The organism is Buchnera aphidicola (Nurudea shiraii), from assembly GCA_039829955.1.
GTDB classification, from domain to species: domain Bacteria; phylum Pseudomonadota; class Gammaproteobacteria; order Enterobacterales; family Enterobacteriaceae; genus Buchnera_B; species Buchnera_B aphidicola_AY.
Window position 1 is genome coordinate 233,008 of the sequence record CP140035.1, and the last position, 22,066, is coordinate 255,073.

At 26.1% G+C, this 22,066-nt stretch carries 19 protein-coding genes and 1 pseudogene; 9 read left to right on the forward strand and 11 right to left on the reverse strand.

Translation table 11 applies throughout. From position 1 onward, the window contains the following. Positions 1 to 13: 13 nt before the first annotated feature. The 9 genes and pseudogenes from U0T63_01015 to U0T63_01055 all read right to left on the reverse strand — a co-directional run bounded on the left by U0T63_01015 (position 14) and on the right by U0T63_01055 (position 8,817). Positions 14 to 842 (reverse strand): annotated as a pseudogene (locus U0T63_01015) (Mur ligase family protein). Further along, a complete protein-coding gene (locus U0T63_01020; GenBank protein XBC39419.1) occupies positions 839 to 2,224 on the reverse strand; it encodes a UDP-N-acetylmuramoyl-L-alanyl-D-glutamate--2,6-diaminopimelate ligase in 1,386 nt (461 codons plus the stop codon). The pseudogene U0T63_01015 and the gene U0T63_01020 overlap by 4 nt, the downstream one beginning before the upstream one ends. 121 nt (positions 2,225 to 2,345) lie before the next feature. Beyond that, entirely contained in the window at positions 2,346 to 3,785 is a 1,440-nt protein-coding gene (locus U0T63_01025) for a penicillin-binding transpeptidase domain-containing protein (protein ID XBC39420.1), read from the reverse strand. Further along, positions 3,740 to 4,057 (reverse strand): hypothetical protein, encoded by a 318-nt coding sequence (locus tag U0T63_01030; GenBank protein XBC39421.1) that lies wholly within the window; start codon positions 4,055 to 4,057, stop codon positions 3,740 to 3,742. Before U0T63_01030 ends, U0T63_01025 begins: the two co-directional genes overlap by 46 nt. A 119-nt stretch (positions 4,058 to 4,176) precedes the next feature. After that, positions 4,177 to 4,401, reverse strand: coding sequence for a cell division protein FtsL (locus U0T63_01035; GenBank protein ID XBC39422.1), 225 nt, complete (start codon positions 4,399 to 4,401; stop codon positions 4,177 to 4,179). Continuing rightward, a complete protein-coding gene (gene rsmH / locus U0T63_01040) occupies positions 4,394 to 5,338 on the reverse strand; it encodes a 16S rRNA (cytosine(1402)-N(4))-methyltransferase RsmH (GenBank protein XBC39423.1) in 945 nt (314 codons plus the stop codon). The genes U0T63_01035 and rsmH overlap by 8 nt, the downstream gene beginning before the upstream one ends. A gap of 75 nt (positions 5,339 to 5,413) precedes the next feature. Further along, positions 5,414 to 5,893, reverse strand: a complete 480-nt coding sequence (ilvN, locus tag U0T63_01045) for an acetolactate synthase small subunit (GenBank protein XBC39424.1) — start codon at positions 5,891 to 5,893, stop codon at positions 5,414 to 5,416. Then, the gene (gene ilvB / locus U0T63_01050) at positions 5,890 to 7,620 is read right to left on the reverse strand and encodes a biosynthetic-type acetolactate synthase large subunit (GenBank protein ID XBC39487.1); all 1,731 of its coding nucleotides are present in this window, start codon (positions 7,618 to 7,620) and stop codon (positions 5,890 to 5,892) included. Before ilvB ends, ilvN begins: the two co-directional genes overlap by 4 nt. A gap of 252 nt (positions 7,621 to 7,872) precedes the next feature. Further along, positions 7,873 to 8,817 (reverse strand): FAD:protein FMN transferase, encoded by a 945-nt coding sequence (locus U0T63_01055; protein XBC39425.1) that lies wholly within the window; start codon positions 8,815 to 8,817, stop codon positions 7,873 to 7,875. A 413-nt stretch (positions 8,818 to 9,230) separates the two neighbouring features. On the opposite strand from U0T63_01055, the gene U0T63_01060 reads away from it, so the two are divergent. Next, positions 9,231 to 10,670, forward strand: coding sequence for a Do family serine endopeptidase (locus U0T63_01060; GenBank protein XBC39426.1), 1,440 nt, complete (start codon positions 9,231 to 9,233; stop codon positions 10,668 to 10,670). 107 nt (positions 10,671 to 10,777) lie between these two features. On the opposite strand, the gene dapD is transcribed toward U0T63_01060, so the two are convergent. Together dapD and map are read right to left on the reverse strand one after the other, a co-directional pair. Continuing rightward, positions 10,778 to 11,602 (reverse strand): 2,3,4,5-tetrahydropyridine-2,6-dicarboxylate N-succinyltransferase, encoded by an 825-nt coding sequence (gene dapD / locus U0T63_01065; protein ID XBC39427.1) that lies wholly within the window; start codon positions 11,600 to 11,602, stop codon positions 10,778 to 10,780. A 94-nt stretch (positions 11,603 to 11,696) separates the two neighbouring features. After that, a complete protein-coding gene (gene map / locus U0T63_01070) occupies positions 11,697 to 12,491 on the reverse strand; it encodes a type I methionyl aminopeptidase (protein ID XBC39428.1) in 795 nt (264 codons plus the stop codon). A gap of 295 nt (positions 12,492 to 12,786) precedes the next feature. Between map and rpsB the strand changes: the two genes are divergently transcribed. The 8 genes from rpsB (at position 12,787) to dnaE (ending at position 21,984) form a co-directional block, all read left to right on the forward strand. Beyond that, positions 12,787 to 13,488: a 30S ribosomal protein S2 gene (gene rpsB / locus U0T63_01075; protein ID XBC39429.1), complete on the forward strand. Its 702-nt coding sequence runs from the start codon at positions 12,787 to 12,789 to the stop codon at positions 13,486 to 13,488. A 31-nt stretch (positions 13,489 to 13,519) separates the two neighbouring features. After that, the gene (tsf, locus tag U0T63_01080; protein XBC39430.1) at positions 13,520 to 14,320 is read left to right on the forward strand and encodes a translation elongation factor Ts; all 801 of its coding nucleotides are present in this window, start codon (positions 13,520 to 13,522) and stop codon (positions 14,318 to 14,320) included. 153 nt (positions 14,321 to 14,473) lie between these two features. Then, the gene (pyrH, locus tag U0T63_01085; GenBank protein XBC39431.1) at positions 14,474 to 15,211 is read left to right on the forward strand and encodes a UMP kinase; all 738 of its coding nucleotides are present in this window, start codon (positions 14,474 to 14,476) and stop codon (positions 15,209 to 15,211) included. Between the two features lie 100 nt (positions 15,212 to 15,311). Beyond that, complete coding sequence (gene frr, locus U0T63_01090) at positions 15,312 to 15,869, forward strand: ribosome recycling factor (GenBank protein ID XBC39432.1); 558 nt, start codon at positions 15,312 to 15,314, stop codon at positions 15,867 to 15,869. 111 nt (positions 15,870 to 15,980) lie between these two features. Beyond that, on the forward strand, positions 15,981 to 17,177 hold the full coding sequence (ispC, locus tag U0T63_01095) for a 1-deoxy-D-xylulose-5-phosphate reductoisomerase (GenBank protein XBC39433.1): 1,197 nt from the start codon (positions 15,981 to 15,983) through the stop codon (positions 17,175 to 17,177). A 48-nt stretch (positions 17,178 to 17,225) separates the two neighbouring features. Then, a complete protein-coding gene (gene uppS, locus U0T63_01100; GenBank protein XBC39434.1) occupies positions 17,226 to 17,969 on the forward strand; it encodes a polyprenyl diphosphate synthase in 744 nt (247 codons plus the stop codon). Positions 17,970 to 18,199: 230 nt separating this feature from the next. After that, positions 18,200 to 18,637 carry a 3-hydroxyacyl-ACP dehydratase FabZ gene (gene fabZ, locus U0T63_01105; protein ID XBC39435.1) on the forward strand — a complete coding sequence of 146 codons (438 nt, stop codon included), beginning with the start codon at positions 18,200 to 18,202 and terminating at the stop codon, positions 18,635 to 18,637. 113 nt (positions 18,638 to 18,750) lie between these two features. Continuing rightward, positions 18,751 to 21,984, forward strand: a complete 3,234-nt coding sequence (dnaE, locus tag U0T63_01110; protein XBC39436.1) for a DNA polymerase III subunit alpha — start codon at positions 18,751 to 18,753, stop codon at positions 21,982 to 21,984. Positions 21,985 to 22,066 lie beyond the last annotated feature (82 nt).

A 22,066-nucleotide genomic window follows, 5' to 3' on the forward strand; every position in this document is an offset into this window, starting at 1 on the left:
ATGGAATATTAATGTTAACGTTTCCGAAAGGGGAGTGTAATTTAAATGAAGAACCTTTATTATTAAGAATAATATTGCTGGCGAATAATTGGGTTTTTTTTTATTGAGAACCAAATTATGTTTCGGTTTTCCGCATTTTTTTTCCATTTATTCCAATGATGACTATCTGCATTACAAATAATTGTCCCGTTTTGAGACAATTTTAAAATAATTTCTTGTTTTGCTTTAGATACACCGAACAAAGTTTTAAATCCTTTTAAATGTGAGGGATGAATGTTGTTTATTAATACAATATTAGGTTTTACTATATTTGTAGAATATAAGATTTCTTTTGGATGATTGGCTCCAATTTCGACAATCAAATGTTTGTGTGATTTATTCAAATTTAATAAGGTCAATGGTACCCCTATATTATTGTTAAAGTTTTTCAATGTTGACAGAGTTTTTGCATAGCATTGAAATATGGAAGTAGCTATTTCTTTAACTGATGTTTTTCCAGAAGATCCAGTTATTGCGATTACGTTAGCATTACTTTTTTTTCTAATCCATAGTGCTATTTTTCCTAGCGCTAGAATGGTATTTTTGACGATAATTTGAGGAATGTTTATATTAGTTTTTTTTTCTAATAAAATGGCTGCAGCTCCTTTTTTGATCGCTTCTGGAATAAAATCATGTGCGTTGTAACGTTTTCCTACTAGGGCTATAAATAGGCATCCTGGAGTAATTTTTCTTGAATCGATATTTATAATAGAAAAAATCAAATTTTGTTTTTTTATATTTTTTGCGTTAAAATAAATTCCATTTGTAATAGAACGTATTTTTTTAAAGGAGAGTGGAATCATATTTGTTGTTTTAATAATGTTTTAATTGTTTCACAATCAGAAAAATATAAAACTTTTTCTTTTATAATTTGGTAAGTTTCATGACCTTTTCCTAATACTAGAATGCAGTCAGAAGTTTTCGCATTTTTTATTGCAAATTGAATAGCTTTTTTTCGATCTAATATAATATAAATATTTTTTTTTGATTGAAATCCTTTCATAATTTCATTAATAATTTCCATAGGATCTTCATTCCTTGGGTTATCGTTGGTTAAAATTATTTTGTCGGCTATTTTTTCCGAAATATGCCCCATTAAAGATCGTTTAGATTTATCTCTATCTCCTCCACATCCAAAGATGCACCATATGTTATGGTGGTATTGTTTTCGTACAAAAGTTAATACGTTTTTGAGAGCATTTTCGTTATGTGCATAATCAACAATTATAGATGGTTTTTGAGTAATTTTAAAGTGTTGCATTCTTCCAGAAATAGTTTTTATTTTTTTACATTTTTTTATTAATAATGAAAATGGATATTTTAACTTTAATAATGCAGCTAAAGCTAACAACATGTTAGTAACATTAAAGTCCCCAACTAACTTACTATTTAATTTTCCTTGCCCCCAACTAGATTTAAAAAAAATTATAGTGCCATCTATGTTATTTATAATTTTGTGAGCATATATCCATTTTTTAAATAAATAATATTTAAAATGTTTGTTTATGCTTACAACGATAGTATTTTTTTTAGAAAGTTTTTTAGTCCAAATATGTCCAAAGTAATCGTCATAATTTATTATAAATGTTTTAATGGTATTTGTAGAAAAAAAACTCCATTTTGTTTTTATATAGTTTTCTATGGTTTTATGATAATCTAAATGATCTGAAGAGATATTTGTAAGTATCGCTATGTGAAAACGTAACTTTGAAATTCTATTTTGTAGTATTCCGTGTGAAGATACTTCTATAGCGACAGTATTTACATCTTTTTTATTCATTTCTTTTATAAATTTTTGTATATTTATCAGTGATTCAGTAGTATTTAGAGACGGTTGGAGATTATTATAAACTCCGTTTCCTAAAGTTCCCATGATTCCTATTTTTTTTTTTAATAAATAACTCCATTGAGCTATAATATGAGTAACAGTACTCTTTCCGTTTGTTCCAGTTACTCCAATTAGTTTTGATATATTGACAATTTGGTAATATCTTTCTGATATTTCGTAAAGATATTTTGATAGTTCTAAAAAATATATTATAGGAATGCTTTGTTTTATATGTTTAATGTATCCATGCAGTTCTTTTTTTTTTGTTTCACATAGAATAGCAATAGCTCCTTTTTTAATAGCTTCTTGAATAAATTCTTTTCCGTGGTATTTAGTTCCCTTTAATGCTAAAAACAAGTTTTTTTTTTAATATTTTTACTATTTGATGTAATTCCAGTTATTTCTAAAGAATCTTTGATTTCTATCCAAGGTTTTAACAAAAATTTTAAGTTATTTTCCATTTTATTCCAGTATTTTACTATTTTAGTAAGTTATCAGGTTTAATATGTTTCGTTTTTAATGCAAAGCTCATAATTGAATGAAATACAGGAGCTGAAATTGCACCTCCATAATACTTTCCTGCTCTTGGATCATTAATAATAATAATTAAAGAAAGTTTGGGATTGCTAATGGGAGCTATTCCGATTGTATATGCAACATATCTATCAATGTATTTTCCTTGTGAATTTGTTTTCTTCGCAGTTCCTGTTTTTACAGCAATTTTGTATCCTTTTATCGCTGCTTTTTCTCCTACTCCTCCTGGTTGAGTAACTGATTGAAGCATATTGAGAACAATTTTTACTAAAGATTTAGAAAATATTTGTATTCCCTTAGTTTCGCTTTCTACTTTAATAATAGATAATGGTTTATACAATCCGTATCTACCAATTGTTGTATATACATTCACTAATTGAAGAGGGGTAGCCATCAAACCATATCCAAAAGAAAACGTTGCTTTGTCTAAGTTTGTCCAGTTCTTTTTTTTAGGGTAGATACCATTTGTTTCTCCTATTAGTCCTGAATTAGTAGATTTTCCTAAACCGAATTTAGAGTAAATATCAGTTAATTCAGATTCTGACATTAATAGTGCTAATTTAGATACTCCTATATTACTAGATTTTTTCAAAATATCAGTTATTGACAATTCTTTATGATATGACACATCTTGTATTATATGTTTGTTTATTATAAATGGAGTAGTATTAATTACAGATTTTGGAGTGATAATTTTTTTTTGTAACGCTTTCATAATTATCATAGGTTTAACGGTAGATCCAGGTTCAAAAACATCAGTGACAGCTTTATTTCGAATTAATTCCATAGATACGTTCTTTAAATTGTTTGGATTATATGTAGGGCTATTAGCTATAGCTAAGATTTCTCCAGTTTTGATATTTATGAGTATGGCTGTTCCAGATTTAGCTTTATTAAGATCTACGGCATAATTTAATTCACGACATATGACTTCTTGTAATCTTATATCGATACTTAAATTGATATCGTGTGGAGCATTTTTTTTAATTAATGTTATATTTTCGATAACATTTCCAAATTTATCAGTTCTAATTTTTCGTTTTTCTGGAGTTCCTGCAAGTGTGTTATTAAAGCTTTTTTCTACTCCTTCAATTCCGATTCCATCAATATTAGTGAATCCAATTAATTGCGAAGTTAAAGTTCCAAATGGATAGTATCTTTGAAAATCTTTCGTGACGTAAATTCCTGGAAAATTTAGTTTTTTTATACGTTTTCCAATGTTTTGACTTACTTTTTTAGCTAAATATGTAAAACGATTATTTTTGAAATATTTAATTTTATATAGAATTTCTTTTAATGGCATATTTAATATATTAGACAGTGTATTCCATTGTTTTTTTAAAATGGTTTTTTTTTTAAAAAAAATAGTTTTGGATCTATGCAAATATTGTTTACAAGCATACTTAAAGCTAAAAGGTTTCCTGATCTATCTTTAATCGTTCCTCTCAAATTTGGTTTTGTTTGTATTCTTAATGTTCTAAAGTCATTTTCTTGTATTAACTGCTTAGTTTTAAATACTTGTAATTTAGTAATATTATATAAAATAAAAATAATAGACAATATTATTATACTTAACAGAAAAAATATTCTATTATTAAAATAATAATATTTTCTTGGTACGTTATTAAATTGTAGGTCGTCAATAATGTGTTTCATTAATTTAAAGATTTCCTATTATGTTAGTTCAATTATCGTTAAAAATAGTATTTTTTTGGACGAATTTATAAATATTAGATTAAATTTTTTGGCATCTTTTTCAATTTTTTCATGAGAAGTTAATAAGATTTTTTTAAGATTGAGTTACTCCAATTTAGGTTCATTTTTTCGTTAATTTCATTTAATTGTTCTTCTTGTGAAATTAATAGTCTAGTTTTTTGTATTGTAATAACTGTTAAAATTGAAAAAACGGTAATCATTAAAATCAAAGTTAAAACGTGCTTATGTAGTTTTATTATATCTTTCAAAATTATTTTAGGTAAGGTGTCAGTATTGTTATTCATTAATGCCTTTTTTTTCGGCTACTCTTAAAATTGCACTTCGTGCTCTTGGATTAGAATGAATTTCAGATTGTGTTGGAAAAAATTTTTTTATGATTTTTAATTCTAGTTTCTTTAGATTTTTTAGTTGTGTTTCAGTAATAGCTATTCCAGATGGAATAAATGGAAGTGTGCTATTTTTAAGCATAAATTTTTTAACAATGCGATCTTCGAGAGAATGAAAACTGATAACTAACAATCTTCCATTTGGAGCTAATATTTTTAACGCATATTTTAGGACTTTACTTAATTCATCTAGTTCTTTATTAATGTGTATTCTAATAGCTTGAAAAGTTTTTGTAGCTGGATGTTTTCTTCGTTTTGGAACAATTTTTTTTATGAGTGTAGTGAGTTGAATAGTTCTAGTAATAGGTATAATTTGGTTTTGTTTTATAATAGTTTTAGCTATTTTTTTTGAAAAACGTTCCTCTCCAAAATTGTACAATACTTTTGAAAGTGATTTTAAATTAGATTTCATTAGCCATTGAGCTGCTGTTATTCCTATAGTAGGATTCATTCGCATATCAAGTGGACCATCTGAAAGAAAAGAAAACCCTCTACGGGAATCGTTAATTTGCATTGATGATATACCTAAATCTAATAATATTCCATGTACTTTTTCTTGAGTATATTGTTTTCTAAAGTTCTTTAAAATATGAGAGAAATTTCCTGAAATGATATGAAATCTACGATCTTTTATTTTTTTAGCTATTTTAATAGAAGATGGGTCTTTATCAATAGCATATAATTTATTTTCTTTAGTTAAATGTTTTAATATTTCTTTTGTATGCCCACCACATCCAAATGTACAATCAATATAAATTCCATTACTTGTAATTTTTAAAGATTGGATTACTTCTTTCAGTAAAACTGGTATATGATTTATAGTGAGATCTTTCATGATTTTATTGATTATATTAATATGTTTTTAACCATAATATTTTATGGGGATTTTAATTTTGAATGAATTTACATTTTAATTTTTAGAAATATTAATTATTCCTGAACGAGATATCTCTATAATTTCAGATATATTTTTAATAATTTTTAAATATGAATTCAGTTTATTATTAGTTCCTGATAATTCTACTATATAATGTAAAGATGTTACGTTTACAATAATTCCTTGAAAAATATTTGTAATTTTTTTAAGTTTTGTTTTAATGCTATTTTTGGTATTTTTAATTTTAACTAATATGATTTCTCGTTCTAAGTAGTCTTTATTTTTTATCTCAGTTACTTTTAGTACATCAATGAGTTTATGTAGTTGTTTTTCAATTTGTTCGATTGTCTTTTCATCGCCTATAGTTTGTATAGTAATTTTTGACAATGACGGGTCTTCAGTAGGTGTTGCTGTAATGCTTTCTATATTATATCTTCTTTGTGAAAATAATCCTACTACTCTTGACAATGCTCCAGATTCGTTTTCTAATAAAATAGTTATAGTTTTTTTCATAGAACTGTCTTTCCGTTCTTTTTTAACATCATATTGTTCATGCCACCATTTCGGATTTGCATAGGATATACATGTTCAGAAGTATCTATGATTATGTCAACAAATACTAAATTTCCTTTATTTAGTTTTTTTAAAGATAATTTTAATTTTGTTTCTAGTTCTTTTGGATTTTTAATCGATATTCCTATGTGTCCATATGATTGTGCTAACTTAACGAAATTAGGTAACGATTCCATATAGGAGTGAGAATGTCGACCTGAATAAATTATATCTTGCCATTGTTTTACCATGCCTAGTGATTTATTATTCAGATTTAATATTAAGATTGGTAAGTTGTATTGCATAGCTGTAGATAGCTCTTGAATGTTCATTTGAATACTTCCGTCTCCGGTAATACATATAACAATGTCTTTTGGACATGCTAGTTTTACACCTAAAGCAGCAGGTAATCCAAAACCCATAGTACCTAATCCTCCTGAGTTAATCCATCTCCTTGGTTTACAAAAAGGATAATACAGGGCTGTAAACATTTGGTGTTGTCCTACATCTGATGAAATATAAGCATTTCCTTTAGTTAACTTCCAAATCGTTGTAATAACTTTTTGTGGTTTAATATTCTTTTCATTTTCATTGTAATGTAAACTATTTGTTTTTTTCCATTCATTTATTTTTTCCCACCATTTTTTTAAACGATGTGATCTTTTTGTGAGTAAGTTATTAGTTACAATTTTTAACATTTGTTGCAATATATTTTTAGCATTTCCTAGTATTGGAATGTGAGCAGTGATAGTTTTTGATATAGATGTAGGATCAATATCAATATGTATAATTTTAGCGTTTGGACAATATTTTTCTACATTGTTGGTTGTTCTATCATCAAATCGTACTCCAATTGCTAGAATAACGTCTGAGTGGTGGATAGCCATGTTAGCTTCATAAGTTCCGTGCATTCCTAACATTTGAAGATTTTGAGGATGATTTCCTGGAAAAGCTCCGAGACCCATTAAAGAAGTAGTTACTGGAATATTAAGTTTTTCTGCAAACACTGTTAATTCATTGTGACTATTTGAACTGATGATTCCTCCTCCGGCATAAATTATGGGTTTTTTAGCTGACTTTAAGATATCTATAGCTTTATTGATAAGTTTAGTGTCTCCTTCAGTTATAGGATTATATGATCTTATATTTATTTTAGAAGGCCATTGATATGACTTTTTGTTACATGAATTAAGTATATCTTTTGGGAGGTCTATAACTATTGGTCCTGGTCGACCACTTGATGCTAACCAGAAGGCTTTTTTAAAGGTGATCGGGATATCTTCAGTTTTTTTTACTAAAAAACTATGTTTTACTATTGACCTAGAAATCCCGATCATATCGCATTCTTGAAATGCATCATAACCTATTAAGCATGACGCTACTTGACCTGATATTACTACCATAGGAATTGAATCCATATATGCTGTTGCAATTCCTGTAATGGCATTAGTAGCACCGGGACCTGATGTTACTAGTACGACTCCTACTTTTCCAGTAGCTCTTGCATATCCATCAGCCATATGTGTTGCTCCCTGTTCATGACGTACTAAAATATGTTTAATATTAGTGTTGAATTTCAAGGCGTCGTATATATCTAATACTGCGCCTCCAGGATATCCAAAAATATATTTAATACCTTGGTCAACTAATGATTGAACAACCATCTCAGATCCTGATAACATTTTTATTTTTTCATTCATAATTTTTGCTTTTTTAAAATATGGTTTGAAAATAGATATTTAATATTTTTTATGTATTTTGAATTATTTATATACATAGCTAAGAATTCGAATTTATAACGTTATAATTACAACATATATATTGAATTTTAGATTAAATTTATAAGTTTATGATAAAATGTTTATTTTTAAATGTAAATCTATATATTTTAGGTTTTTAAATTTTGTTTTTATTGTGAGGTTGAACTTATAATTTATATATTATAATTTCATTAAATGAAATAAGTTTTTTATTAAAAAATCATGAAATCGGGGGGAAATCCAAGTAAATAAGGTGGATTTATATTGTCTTATCAAACATACAGCTAACTTTTCTTTGACTGCTAGATTTTTAGCTCGTTCAAATCCTAATATTATTAATCCTGTATCCCATGCATCTGATTCTAATGCTGATTTTGAAATTACACTCACTGAAACTAAATTATTTTCAATAGGTTTCCCTGTATTAGGGTTAATTAAATGTGTTATTTTTTTTTTATTTAAATAATAATAATTTCTATATGTTCCTGATGTACTAATAGAATGGTTATATAGTTTTACAAGCATATGGATTTTTAATGTTGTATCTATCGGTTTTTGTATAGCTATTATTTTAGGTTTAGAAAGGTCGTTTCCAATGTGACTAACAATTGCTCCTCCTACAGAAATTATAAAGTCTTTAACTCCTCTTTTTTTTAATAATTCTCCTAAATGGTCTGCAATAAAACCTTCTCCTAATGTGGATAGATCTAATGTTATTGTTTTTATTTTTTTTTTTAAATAGTAATTTTTATTTTTTTTGATAAGTTGTATTTTTTTTAATCCTGTTGAGAATAGTGCATGTTTGATGTCGTTGTTATTTGGAATATGAAACAAAACAGAATTAGGTCCAAATCCCCATAGATTAATTAATTTTCCTATAGTAATATCTAAAGAATTAAATGTTTTTTTACCTACTATTAATGCTGTTGATATAACTTGTGCTAAATTTTTGCTAATATGTTTAGGTGTAGTACTGTTGTAGTTATTAAATTTAGAAATTTCAGAGTTTTTTTCCCAAAAAGACAATGTATTGTTATCTTTATTAATTTGTTTTTTAATTTCTTGAATTAGTTTATTTTTGTTGATGTTTTTAGGAATAAATTTTATTTTCCATGTTGTGCCCATGGTTATTCCGGATAGATAGATTATTTTATTATGCTCTTTTTTTGACAAATTTATATACAATATTATAAATAAAAAAAAAATGTGTTTTTAAGTAGTTTTTCATTATTTCCTTATGTTTTAAATAGAATGCATATTTTTGTTTTATATATATTTTAAACACCAAATAAATTCCAATGAGCAGATTTTAGAATTTCTATTAATTTTAAATTTTAACTTAGATATTAATGAACTATTACTTATTTTCGTATAATAATTATATTTAGCAAATTTTTATTTTAATTTTGTATAAAATAGATGTATATATTATATAATTGAATTAAATAAAAGAGTATTATTTTAAAGTTTTAATTTTGAAGCGTATTTAACTATATTTTAAATGTTTTGTTAAATTTTAATTTAATGATGAGAAAAAGATGAAAATTGTAGTATTATTATTGCAGATAGTTTCTACATGTATTATTTTGTTGTTAAATGTAGGTATTTCGTCAAATAAATCTCCATTGCTTCGAGATATATCACGTTTAGAATCTTTTAATGCTAGTTTAGCTCCGATGTTGGAGAAAGTTATGCCTTCCGTAGTAAGTATAAATGTTGAAGGTAGTATTATTGTTCAAAATCGTTATATTCCTCGTCAATTTCAACCATTTTTTAAAGATACTTCTCCATTATGTCAAAAAGGATCTCCATTTAGAGATTCTCCATTATGTAAGGATGATTCAGATAGCGGCCCTTATAACGAGCAATTTCGTGCATTAGGATCAGGTGTAATTATTAATTCTAAAAAAGGATATGTAGTTACTAATAACCATGTTATTGATCACGCTAATAAAATTCAAGTTCAATTAAGTAATGGAAGTCAATATAATGCAAAAGTTGTGGGTAGAGATTCGCGTTTCGACATTGCTTTACTACAATTAGATGATATTCAGAATTTACAAGAAATAAAAATTGCTGATTCAAATTCATTGAGAGTAGGGGATTATGTTATTGCTATTGGTAACCCATATGGTTTAGGTGAAACTGTTACTTCAGGAATTGTTTCTGCTTTAAATCGAACTGGATTGAATATTGAAAGTTATGAAAATTTTATTCAAACTGATGCGGCTATTAATCGAGGTAATTCTGGAGGGGCATTAATTAATTTAAAAGGAGAATTAATTGGAATTAATACTGCGATTTTAGCACCAGATGGTGGAAATATAGGTATAGGATTTGCAATTCCAGTTAATATAGTACACAGTTTAGCTAAACAAATGATAGCTTATGGTCAAGTACATCGTAATGAATTAGGTATTTCAGGTTCAGAATTGAATTCTGAATTGGCTAAAGCTATGAAATTAGATATAAGTCAAGGAGCTTTTGTTAGTCGAGTAGTTTCAAAGTCACCAGCTGATGTTGCAGGAATACGACCTGGAGATATTATTGTTTCTTTAAACAAAAAACCTATTTTAAGTTTTTTAGCGTTACGCGCTGAAATAGCTTCTTTACCAGTTAATACAAAAATGGAATTAGGGTTATTAAGAAACGGAAATTTTAAATCTGTTGTTGCAGAGTTAAAATTGCGAGTTATACGAAAAATTAATTCGAGAAGTTTAAGAGAATCAATAGGAGGTGCTGAGTTAAGTGATTTTTATTTAAATGGTCAAAAAAAAGGTATTTACGTTGAGGGTGTTAAAAAAGATACAGAAGCTTTTCGTATTGGTTTTAAAAAGGATGATATTATTATTGATATAAATAAATATGAGATATCCTCTCTAGAGGATTTTAGAAAATTATTAAGTAATAATCCAGAAGTGTTAGTATTTCATGTTAAACGTGGAAATGAAATGATATATTTGTTAACACAAGAGTAAAAATAATACTTACCTAAAATAAAAATTGAACATTTTATTTTAGGTAGGTTGGTTTTTAATTGCATATGTGCGCTTAAAATATTCTAAAACAATTTTTCTAAAAGTATTTATTTAATATTTCTTAAAATTTTATTTATTTTTATCTTGTCAAGTGTTTTACTGTCTACTTTTTTTACGATAATAGCACAATATAAATTATAATCTTTGTTTTTAGAAGGTAGACTTCCTGGAACTACGACAGATCCTTTTGGAACAATCCCGTAAGAAATAGTTTTTTTTTCTCTATCATAAATTTTTGTACTTTTTCCTATGTATACACCCATTGAAATAACTGAATTAGATTCTATAATCACTCCTTCAACAATTTCAGATCTTGCTCCGATAAAGCAATTGTCTTCAATTATTGTAGGATTGTTTTGTATGGGTTCTAACACTCCTCCTATTCCAACACCACCCGATAAGTGCACGTTCTTTCCTATTTGCGCGCAAGATCCAACTGTTGCCCATGTATCTATCATGGTTCCTTGATCAATATAAGCACCTATGTTCACAAAAGATGGCATTAAGACAGTATTTTTCCCAATAAATGTTCCGTATCTAATTGATGCAGGAGGAACAATTCTGATTTTATCGTGAATAAAGTGATGTTTTTGATATTTCGAATATTTGTATTTTATCTTATCATAATATTGAATATCTCCATTTTTTAAAATTTTATTTTTGTTTGTAATAAAGTATAATAAAATAGCTTTTTTAATCCATTCATGGGTAATCCAAGTTTTTTTTATCTTTTCAGAAACTCTTAATATGCCTTCGTTTAACATAGATATTACTTGATTAATAGTAGTGATAATTGACGTGTCAATGTTTTCGAAATCAATGTCGTTTCTATTTTCAAATGTATTTTCAATTATTTTTTTTAAATTTTTCATATTTGATTTATGATATATTTTGTTTTGAGTATAAATATTACAATAGCATGTTTTAAGTAATTTGATTTTAAAATTAAAAGATATTTAATAACTATTAGTTTTTTAATATTTTTGGAATTTTTTCCCCTTTTTGTATTGTTAATATTTCGCATCCTTCTTCGTTAACTAAAATTGTATGCTCATATTGAGCAGATAAACTAGCATCTTTTGTTTTTACTGTCCACCCATCATCCATACATTTTACTTCGCAATTACCTGCATTTATCATAGGTTCTACTGTAAATGTCATTCCAGGTTTTAAAACTATTTTTTTGTCACTGTGATGATTATAATGTAATATTTGAGGTTCTTCATGAAATTTAGTTCCAATTCCATGACCGCAATATTCTTTTACTATAGAAAAATGATAATTTTCCACATGTTTTTGTATCGTTTTTCCAATTTCATTTAAAAGTATTCCGGGTTTTATAACTTTTAATGATAAATATAAACTTTTTCTAGCTACTTTACATAGTAATTTTCCCAGTTTTGTGGGTTTTCCGACGAAAAACATTTTAGATGCATCTCCGTAGTATTTATTTTTTATAATTGCTACATCGATATTTACAATATCTCCATGTTTTAGTTTTTTATTATGGCTAGGAATTCCATGACAAACGACGTTATTGATAGAAACACATATAGATTTTGGAAATCCATTGTATCCTAAACATGCTGGTTTAGATTTTTGGTGATTTATCATATATTTATGACAAATTAAATCTAGTTCTCCTGTAGAGATACCAGGTTTAATATGATTTTTAATCATTTCTAAAACTTCTGCTACTAGCTTTCCAACTTTTCGCATTTTTTCTATTTCATAATTTTTTTTTATAGAGATATTGGTCATGATATTTTTATGTATTAGTTTTTATAAATATTTATTATAAATATTTTTTGTAATAATAGATATTATTGGATAATTATATCTTTTAAAATGTTTGTATTTTATACTTTTAAAGTATTATATTGTTAGATATTAAAAAAACAGTTCAAATGTTATTGATACATATATGTTATTGTATAGATTTAATTACATTTTAACTTTTTAAACTTATAGAATTTTATTCTAATTTATATTAAAAATATGTCTTATTCAAATTTAACTTTATGTTACTTTCTTGTATTTATTTGTTGGAGCATCTATGTCTGTTACATCAATCAAAGATATGCTAAAAGCAGGTGTACATTTTGGCCATCAAACTCGTTATTGGAATCCGAAAATGAAATCTTTCATTTTTGGTTCAAAAAACAAGGTTCATATTATAAATTTAGAAATTACTTTTTCAATGTTTCATTTTGCATTGTCTGAGTTAAAAAAAATTGTGTCAAAAAAAGGAAAGATATTATTTGTTGGAACGAAAAAGTCAGCACGTAAAATAGTAAAAAGTACAGCAATATTATGTGAACAATTTTATGTCAGTCATAGATGGCTGGGAGGAATGTTAACAAATTGGAAAACTGTACGTCAATCAATAAAAAGATTAAAAGATTTAGAATTACAGTCCAAGGACGGAACGTTTAAAAAACTAACAAAAAAAGAAGCATTATTACGTATGCGTGAATTGTATAAATTAGAAAGTAGTTTAGGTGGTATTAAAAACATGGGAGGATTGCCTGATGCTTTGTTTGTTATAGACGCAGAATATGAAAAGATAGCTATAAGAGAAGCTAATAATTTAGGAATTTTGGTGTTTTCTATAGTAGATACTAATTCTGATCCTGATGGAGTAGATTTTATCATTCCTGGAAATGATGATGCTATTAGAGCAATAACTTTGTATTTAAATGCTGTTTCTAAAATTATCGTTAGTAGCGTAATAAACAAAAATGAAATCAATTCTTAAAATTAAAATAGTATAATTTGAAGGATATTTAATGAAAGAAATTACAGCACTTTTAGTAAAGAAATTGCGTCTTCAGACTGGTGCAGGAATAGTTGATTGTAAGAATGCTTTGGTACAACAAAAAGGAAATTTTGAAAAATCTATTGATTTTTTAAGAAAGTTAGGACAGGTAAATGCAGTACAAAAGCAATCGAATATTACTTCTCAAGGTTGCATATTCATTGGTCGTAATGAAAAACATTCTGCTATGTTAGAGTTAAATTGCGAAACTGATTTTGTTTCGAAAGAACATAATTTTTTAAGTTTTGGAAAAGATATAATAAATTATTTAATTGTTTCAGGAACAGATGATAAAAAATTGTTAAGAAAATTTTTCGAACAAAAAAGAATTGATTTAATTTCGAAACTAAATGAAAATATTTTTATTCGTCGCTCAGTAGTGTGTAATGGATCTAATATTGGTAGTTATTTACATCATAATCGAATAGGTGTTTTAGTACAAACTAAATCTTATTGCCAAGAGAAATTAATTAAAAACATTGCTATGCATATAGCTTCTAGTAAACCTGAATATCTTTGTCCTAAACTTATTCCTCAGTCTGTTTTAAATCGAGAATATAATATACAATTAGAATTAGCTAAGAAATCTAAAAAATCTGAATTTATTATAGAAAAAATAGTACAAGGAAAAATGACTAAATTTTCAAATAAGGTATCGTTATTAGGACAAAATTTTGTTTTTGATCCTCATAAAACGGTTGGAGATATTATATTAGAAAATAATGTTGAAATAATTTCATTTTTTCGATTTGAAGTAGGAGAATTGATTTAGGTGAAGATTATGTTTTATAAATGATGAACTTAAATATTATTAATAAACCGCCTGGTGGCGGTTATTGCAGTTTTAATTAAGTATTGGTAACTTTATAGAGTTAGTAACATGTTTATTTTATTTATTTTAACTTATTTCGGTAATAAATTTTAAATGTCAAACAAAAATGATGCAATATTTAAATTTAAACGCATTTTAATAAAATTAAGTGGTGAATCGTTATTAGGTAATAGTGAATTTGGAATAGATATAGAGGAATTAGATCGTATTGTAAAAGAAATAAAAGATGTTGTAGATTTTGGCGTTCAAGTAGGTTTAGTTATTGGTGGAGGGAATATATTTCGAGGAGGAAAATTAGCAAATTTTGGAGTAAACAAAATCATTTCAGATAACGTAGGTATGCTATCAACTATTATTAATGGATTAATATTGCATGATGCAATGAGTAGAATTAATATTAATGTACGCTTAATGTCGTCATTTCAAATTGGTTCTATATGTGAAATTTATCATTTTGAAAAAGCTATAAATTGGTTAAATAAAAAAAGTGTGGTTATATTTTCTGGTGGATTAGGAAATCCATGTTTTACTACAGATTCTGCTGCTTGTTTACGTGCGATAGAAATACAAGCTGATATTATTTTAAAAGGAACTAAAGTTGATGGAGTTTATTCCAGTGATCCAAATCGATATTGTGACTCAATATTATATAAAACAATTACTTATGATGAAGTTTTAAACAAAGAATTAAAAGTTATGGATTTGTCTGCTTTTATATTGGCTCGTGATTATGAATTGCCAATTTGTATTTTTAATATATATAATCCAGGAATTTTATTTCGTATTGTTAGAGGGAAGCAAGAAGGAACATTGATTAAATCTTCCTTTTAAATATATGGTTTAAATATTTTCATAAAATTTTTAGATAGTATTAATGTTTGATTGCATATTTTATGCAAATGTTATTCATGAAAATCGTAAGGATATTATTATGATTGAAAATATTAAGGAATTTTCAAAAACTAAAATGGAAAATTGTATTACAATACTGATAAATAATCTTGATACATTACGTACAGATAGAGCATCTCCTTCAATTTTAAATTCTATTTATATAGATTATTTTGGAAATAATGTACAATTACAAAAATTAGCTAATATAATTGTAGAGAACTTTAATACTTTAAAAATTAGCTTATTTGACGTTTCTATTAAAAATCGTGTGAAAAAGTCTATAGTAAATTCTAATCTTGGTTTAAATCCAATTTCAATAGGAAATGATTTAAGAATAGTATTGCCTTCTTTAACAGAGGAAAGAAGAAAGAGTTATATTAAGATGGCAAAAAATTTTTCGGAACAAAGTCGAATTTGTATAAGAAACGTGCGTCGTTCTTCTAATGAGAAAATTAAACGTACTTTAAAAGAAAAATTAATTAGTAGTGATATAGAAAAAAGTTTACAGAGTGATGTTCAGATTTTAACGGATTTTTATATAAATAAGATTTCTAAAATTTTAAAAATAAAAGAACATGATTTAATGAATATATGATCAATGGTTTAATACACGAACTATAAATAATAGATTGTATAACGTTATATTTTGGTTGTTGCGAAAAATATTGTTTTTTAAAATTTTTAGTCTTTTGTATTGGATAATACTATGAAAAAAATAGTTATTTTAGGTTCTACGGGATCGATTGGAATTAATGTTTTATCGATTATTCAAAAAAATCCTAAATTGTTTAAAGTAGTTGCGTTATCTGCTGATAAAAATATAAAAACGATGATTCGACAATGCGAAATTTTTTCTCCAAAATGGGCCTCTTTAAGAAGTATAAAAGCTGCTAAAGAATTGAAAATTCAACTTGAGAAAAGAAATATAAAAACTCAAGTTCTTTCGGGAAATCAAGCTTCTTGTCAATTAGCTAGCTTAGAATCAGCGGATTATGTTGTTTCTGCAATTATTGGTGCTTCAGGTTTGATTTCTACATTACATGCAATTAAGTCTAAAAAAACGATATGGTTGGCTAATAAAGAGTCTCTTGTTATTGGAAATCATTTATTGATGAAAGAAATAAAAGCTAATAACACTGTTTTAATACCTCTTGATAGTGAACAGAATGCTATGTTTCAAAGTTTTCCTATTAATATTCAAAAAAATATAAGATCGATAAACTTAAATGAATATGGGGTAAAATCTATTGTTTTGACAGGTTCCGGAGGCCCTTTTTTAAAATTTCCTTTGCGTCAGTTAAGAGATGTCACCCCGTATCAAGCTTGTAAGCATCCAAATTGGATTATGGGAAAAAAAATTTCAGTTGATTCAGCTACTATGATGAATAAAGGATTAGAATACATTGAAACTAAATTATTATTTAATGTTCGTAATGTTGAAATAGAGTTAGTAATACATCCGGAATCAATTATTCATTCTATGATTAGATATCAAAATGGAAGTGTGATAGCAAATTTATCTGCTAACGATATTAGAATCTCTATTGCATATGCAATGTTTTGGCCCGATAAGGTAATGTTTAATTTACCTCATCTCGATTTTTTTGAACTTCAAAAATTATCTTTTAAAAAACCTAATTTTAAAAAATATCCATGTTTGAAGTTAGCGTTACATGCGTATCGTAGTGGACATGCTTCTATAATAGTATTGAATGCTGCGAATGAAGTCGCTGTTTTTGAATTTTTACGTTCAAGAATTCGATTTACTGATATTCACAAAGTTGTTGAATCTGTATTAAATATGTTATCTTTTTCTAATCCTCTTGATTTTGATGAAATATTAAATATTGATAGAGTTTCTCGAGTTAAAACACATGAGATTATTTCTGAATTTTTCAAATGAAATATAAAATTATTATTTTATTAGTAGAATTTAGGTTATAGAACATTTATGTCATTAAAAAATTTTTTGAAACACAATAAAAACTATGAAGATATTTTTCCGAAACATATAGCTATAATCATGGACGGTAATGGAAGATGGGCTAAAAAAAGGGGACAGCCTCGTGTTTTTGGTCATAAAGAAGGGTTAAAATCTATTCGAAGAGCGGTGTCATTTTCTATATTTTATAAGTTGAAAGTTCTCACTTTATATGCATTTAGTAGTGAAAATTGGAAACGACCAATTTTAGAAGTCATGGTGCTAATGGAATTATTTTTTTTTGGATTATATCATGAAGTTAAAAATTTAAATAAACATAATATATGTTTAAAAGTTATTGGAGATACTACTAAATTTAATTCTGTTTTAAGGAAGAAAATTGATATTGCAGAAAAATTAACTAAAGATAATGATGGTTTGATATTGAACATTGCTGTAAATTATGGAGGAAGATGGGACATTGTTGAAGCTGTTAAAAAAATTTCTCGTCAGGTAATGAACAACTCTTTATCTATTGATAATATTACTGAATCTACTATTTCCGAGAACGTATCTATCAATGATTGTATTCCTATAGATTTTGTAATTCGCACTGGTGGAGAATATCGATTAAGTAATTTTTTTATTTGGCAAATTGCATATTCAGAATTGTACTTTATTGATGTTTTTTGGCCTGACTTCAATAGAAAGTTTTTTGAAAAAGCAATTTTTTCATTTTTAAGAAGAAATCGTCGATTTGGTACTTCTAATTAGGTATTAATATTAATAGATATCCAAGTTTTTATGATTTTACATAGAATTCTTAAGATGTTTGTACATGCTATTTACATATTTAAATTATAGTTTTTGAAAAATTTTTTGAAATATGTTTAAAAGAAGTAATGTTTAATTATATTGAAAGCGTTTTAATTATCAATTTATCATGTTAATGATTGTTAAGTTATATATAATTCATATTAGTTTAATAATTTGTAATTTTTTATATGTGTATATTAATATCTAAAGATATTTCAAAAATTTTGCCCCATCAATATCCCTTTATATTTATTGACAAAATTATTAAATATGTAAGAGGAAAATATGTTATTGCAGTTAAAAATGTAAATTTTAAAAGTTCTTTTTTAAAAGGACACTTTCCAAATTATCCAATTTTTCCAGGAGTATTAATTTTAGAATCAATTCTTCAGACAGCGTGTTTTTTAGCATTTAAAAGTATGACTGAGTTATGCAAAAAAAAACTATTTTATTTTTCTAGCATTGATTATGCAAAATTTAGAAAAAAAGTATTTCCAGGTGATACAATGATTATATATGTAAATATTTTAAATTTTAGAACAAATATAATGCGATTTCATGGAAATGTAGTAGTAAATGAGAAAATGGTATGTGATACACAAATGTCTGTTGTATATAGTAGATAGTTATAGAATTTTATTTTTAACAATATATTTTAAATATATATGACAATTATTTTTAATTTAATATTAAAATAACTTATTTATATGTAAGTAAATATTATTATCGGAATGCATTTATGCTAAATCCAAAATTTATTCATCTTAGAGTGCATAGTGACTTTTCTATGATTGATGGATTAGCTAAACCTAGTGCATTAATTAGAAGAACAGAAAAATTAGGTATGCCTGCTGTTGCTATTACAGATTTTAGTAACTTGCATGGTGCAATTAAATTCTATAAAGAAGCGTTTCATCGAGGTATTAAGCCTATTATAGGTGTTGATTTTAATATGAGTTCTGATAATTCTAATGTGTTAGATAGTTTGACTAGAGTTACTTTGTTAGCAAAAACTAATATAGGGTACAAAAATTTAATTCTTTTAATTTCTCGAGCATATCAAAATGGATATACCAACGAGGTTGGAGTATCAATAAAAAAAACGTGGTTAACTGAGCATTGTGAAGATATCATTTTGTTATCAGGTGGTTGTTATGGTGATATTGGAATTAATTTACTACAAGATAATAAGTTAGAAGTTTATAAAAATTTGGTATTTTATGAAAAATATTTTCGTGATTCTTATTATTTTGAAATAACTCGTACTGGAAAATTATATGAAGAAGAGTATATTGAATTAGTAAAATATTTGTCTATTAAAGAAGGTATACCTTTAGTAGCTACAAATGAAGTTTGTTTTTTAAATAAAAGTGATTTTTTAATTCATAAGTATCGAGTTTTTATCAACAAAGGATATACGATATTTGACAAAAAAGCTAATCATGATTATACGCCTCAACAATTTTTGAAAAATGAAATTCAAATGTCTAAATTATTTTTAGATCTTCCTGAGTCTCTTTTAAATAGTGTAGAAATAGCAAAACGTTGTAACGTTATCTTACAATTTGGGAAATATTTTTTACCGAAATTTCCAAAAATTAAAAATAGTGCCAATGACTATTTAATTTCTAAGGCAAAAAAAGGATTGTTAAAGAGATTGATGTATCTTTATCCTGATAAGGATACTAGAGATCAATGTCAAAGGAAGTATTTTTCTCGTTTATTTTCTGAGTTGGACATAATATTCAAAATGGGTTTTTCTGAATATTTTTTGATAGTCATGGAATTTATTAATTGGTCAAAAAAAAACTTTATTCCTGTTGGACCTGGAAGAGGATCAGGTGCTGGGTCTTTAGTTTCTTATGTTTTAAACATAACAGAATTAGATCCGTTGCAGTTTGATTTAATATTTGAAAGATTTCTTAATGTAGAACGTGCTTCGATGCCAGATCTAGACATCGATTTTTGTATGGAAAGTAGAGACAAAGTTATTGAACATGTTTCAAAAGTTTATGGCCGAAAATCTGTATCTCAAATTATCACTTTTGGAACTTTAACGGCCAAAGCAGTTATCAGAGATGTTGGTCGAGTATTAGGTTTTCCTTATGGGTTTTTAAATCGTATTTCTAAATTAATCCCTTTAGATCCTGGAATGACTTTAGATAAAGCTTTGTCTTATTCTCCAGAATTTTTAAAACTTTATAATTCTGAAGAAGAAGTAAAAAAATTAATTGAAATTTCTAAAAAATTGGAAGGAACAACTCGGAATGTTGGGAAGCATGCTGGAGGAGTAGTTATTTCACCAGGAAATATTACGGATTTTTCTCCTTTATATTGTGATGAAAATGGTTTTAATCCTGTTACTCAATTTGACAAATCAGACATTGAATCAATAGGATTAGTAAAATTTGATTTTCTTGGATTGAAAACACTTACAATAATTTATAATACTATAAAAATAGTAAATTTTAACTTATTAAAAAATAAGAAAAAGTTAATAGATATAAATTATGTTTCTTTAAAAGATTACAATTGCTTTAAATTTTTGCGTTTATCTCATACTGTTGGAATTTTTCAATTAGAATCATACGGAATGAAAAATTTAATTTTTCGTTTAAAACCGGACTGTTTTGAAGATTTAGTAGCCCTTATAGCTTTATTTCGTCCAGGTCCTTTAAAATCAGGTATGGTAGATAATTTCATAAATAGAAAGCATAAAAGAGAGAAAGTATTTTATCCTGACAAAAAATGGCAGCATATTTTATTAAAACCTATTTTGAAATCTACATATGGAGTAGTTTTGTATCAAGAGCAAGTGATGAAAATTGCTCAGGTATTAGCAAATTATACTTTAGGAAATGCAGATATTTTACGTTATGCTATGGAAAAGAAAGATCCATTAGAAATGAATAAGCAAAGAGCCATATTTAAATTAAAATCTAAAAAAAATGGTATTGATTCGAAATTAGCAATGAATATTTTTAGTTTGTTAGAAAATTTTGCTGGGTATGCATTTAATAAATCTCATTCTGTTGCTTATGCTTTAGTTTCATATCAAACTTTATGGTTAAAAGTGTATTATCCTTCTGAATTTATGTCTTCTGCGATGAACGCTGATATAGATAATACTGACAAATTAGTTATTTTAATACGTGAATGTAAAAGAATGAAATTAAGTATTGTACCTCCAAATATTAATATAAGCGATTATTATTTTAAAGTAGATAGTTTTGGAAATATTATTTATGGTTTAGGAGCAATAAAAGGAATTGGAAAAAATATTGTTTCTTCTATTATTAGTAATAGAAAAAAACATGGATTGTTTTCTGAATTATTTGATTTATGTATTCGCATTAATTTGCCACAATTAACAAAAAGAGTAATTGAAAGGTTAATTAAATCAGGAAGCTTTGATTGTTTAGAACCTAATCGATTTGCTTTAATGGAAGACTATGGAAACATAATACAATCTGCTTATCAATATTTACAATATAAAAAATTAAAAAAGATAGAATTATTTGGATCTTTATTTATGGATTTAAAAAAAATAAGAAACGATAATTCTTCTGCTCATGTCAGTTGTTCTAAAAAGTTAATTCTTGATTGGGAAAAAGATAGTTTAGGGTTATATTTTAGTGGACATCCCGTTGATGAGTATTTGAATTTATTTCAAGCGTTCTCAAATTGTGTTCGTATTAAGGATATATGGAGTTTTAAAAATAATCATAGAGTAACTGTATGTGGTATGATAACTATGTTAAAACACAAAGTAACAAAGAATAACAACAAGATAATAATATTTTTATTAGAAGATCATTTTCTTCAATTAGATGTTATATTATATAATAGTGTTTTAGAAAAATATAAATCTAATTTAAAAAATGATTTAGTAGTTGTTGTTGTAGGATACTTAAAAATTAATAAGATTAGTAAGAAATATTCCATTTTAGCAGAAAAAGTTATATTTTCTTAAAGTTTTAATAGGTCATTCTTGTTTTTATAATTTTAAAGTTTTATTGAAAAATTTTAATATATATGGTTAAATTTTTTATAGT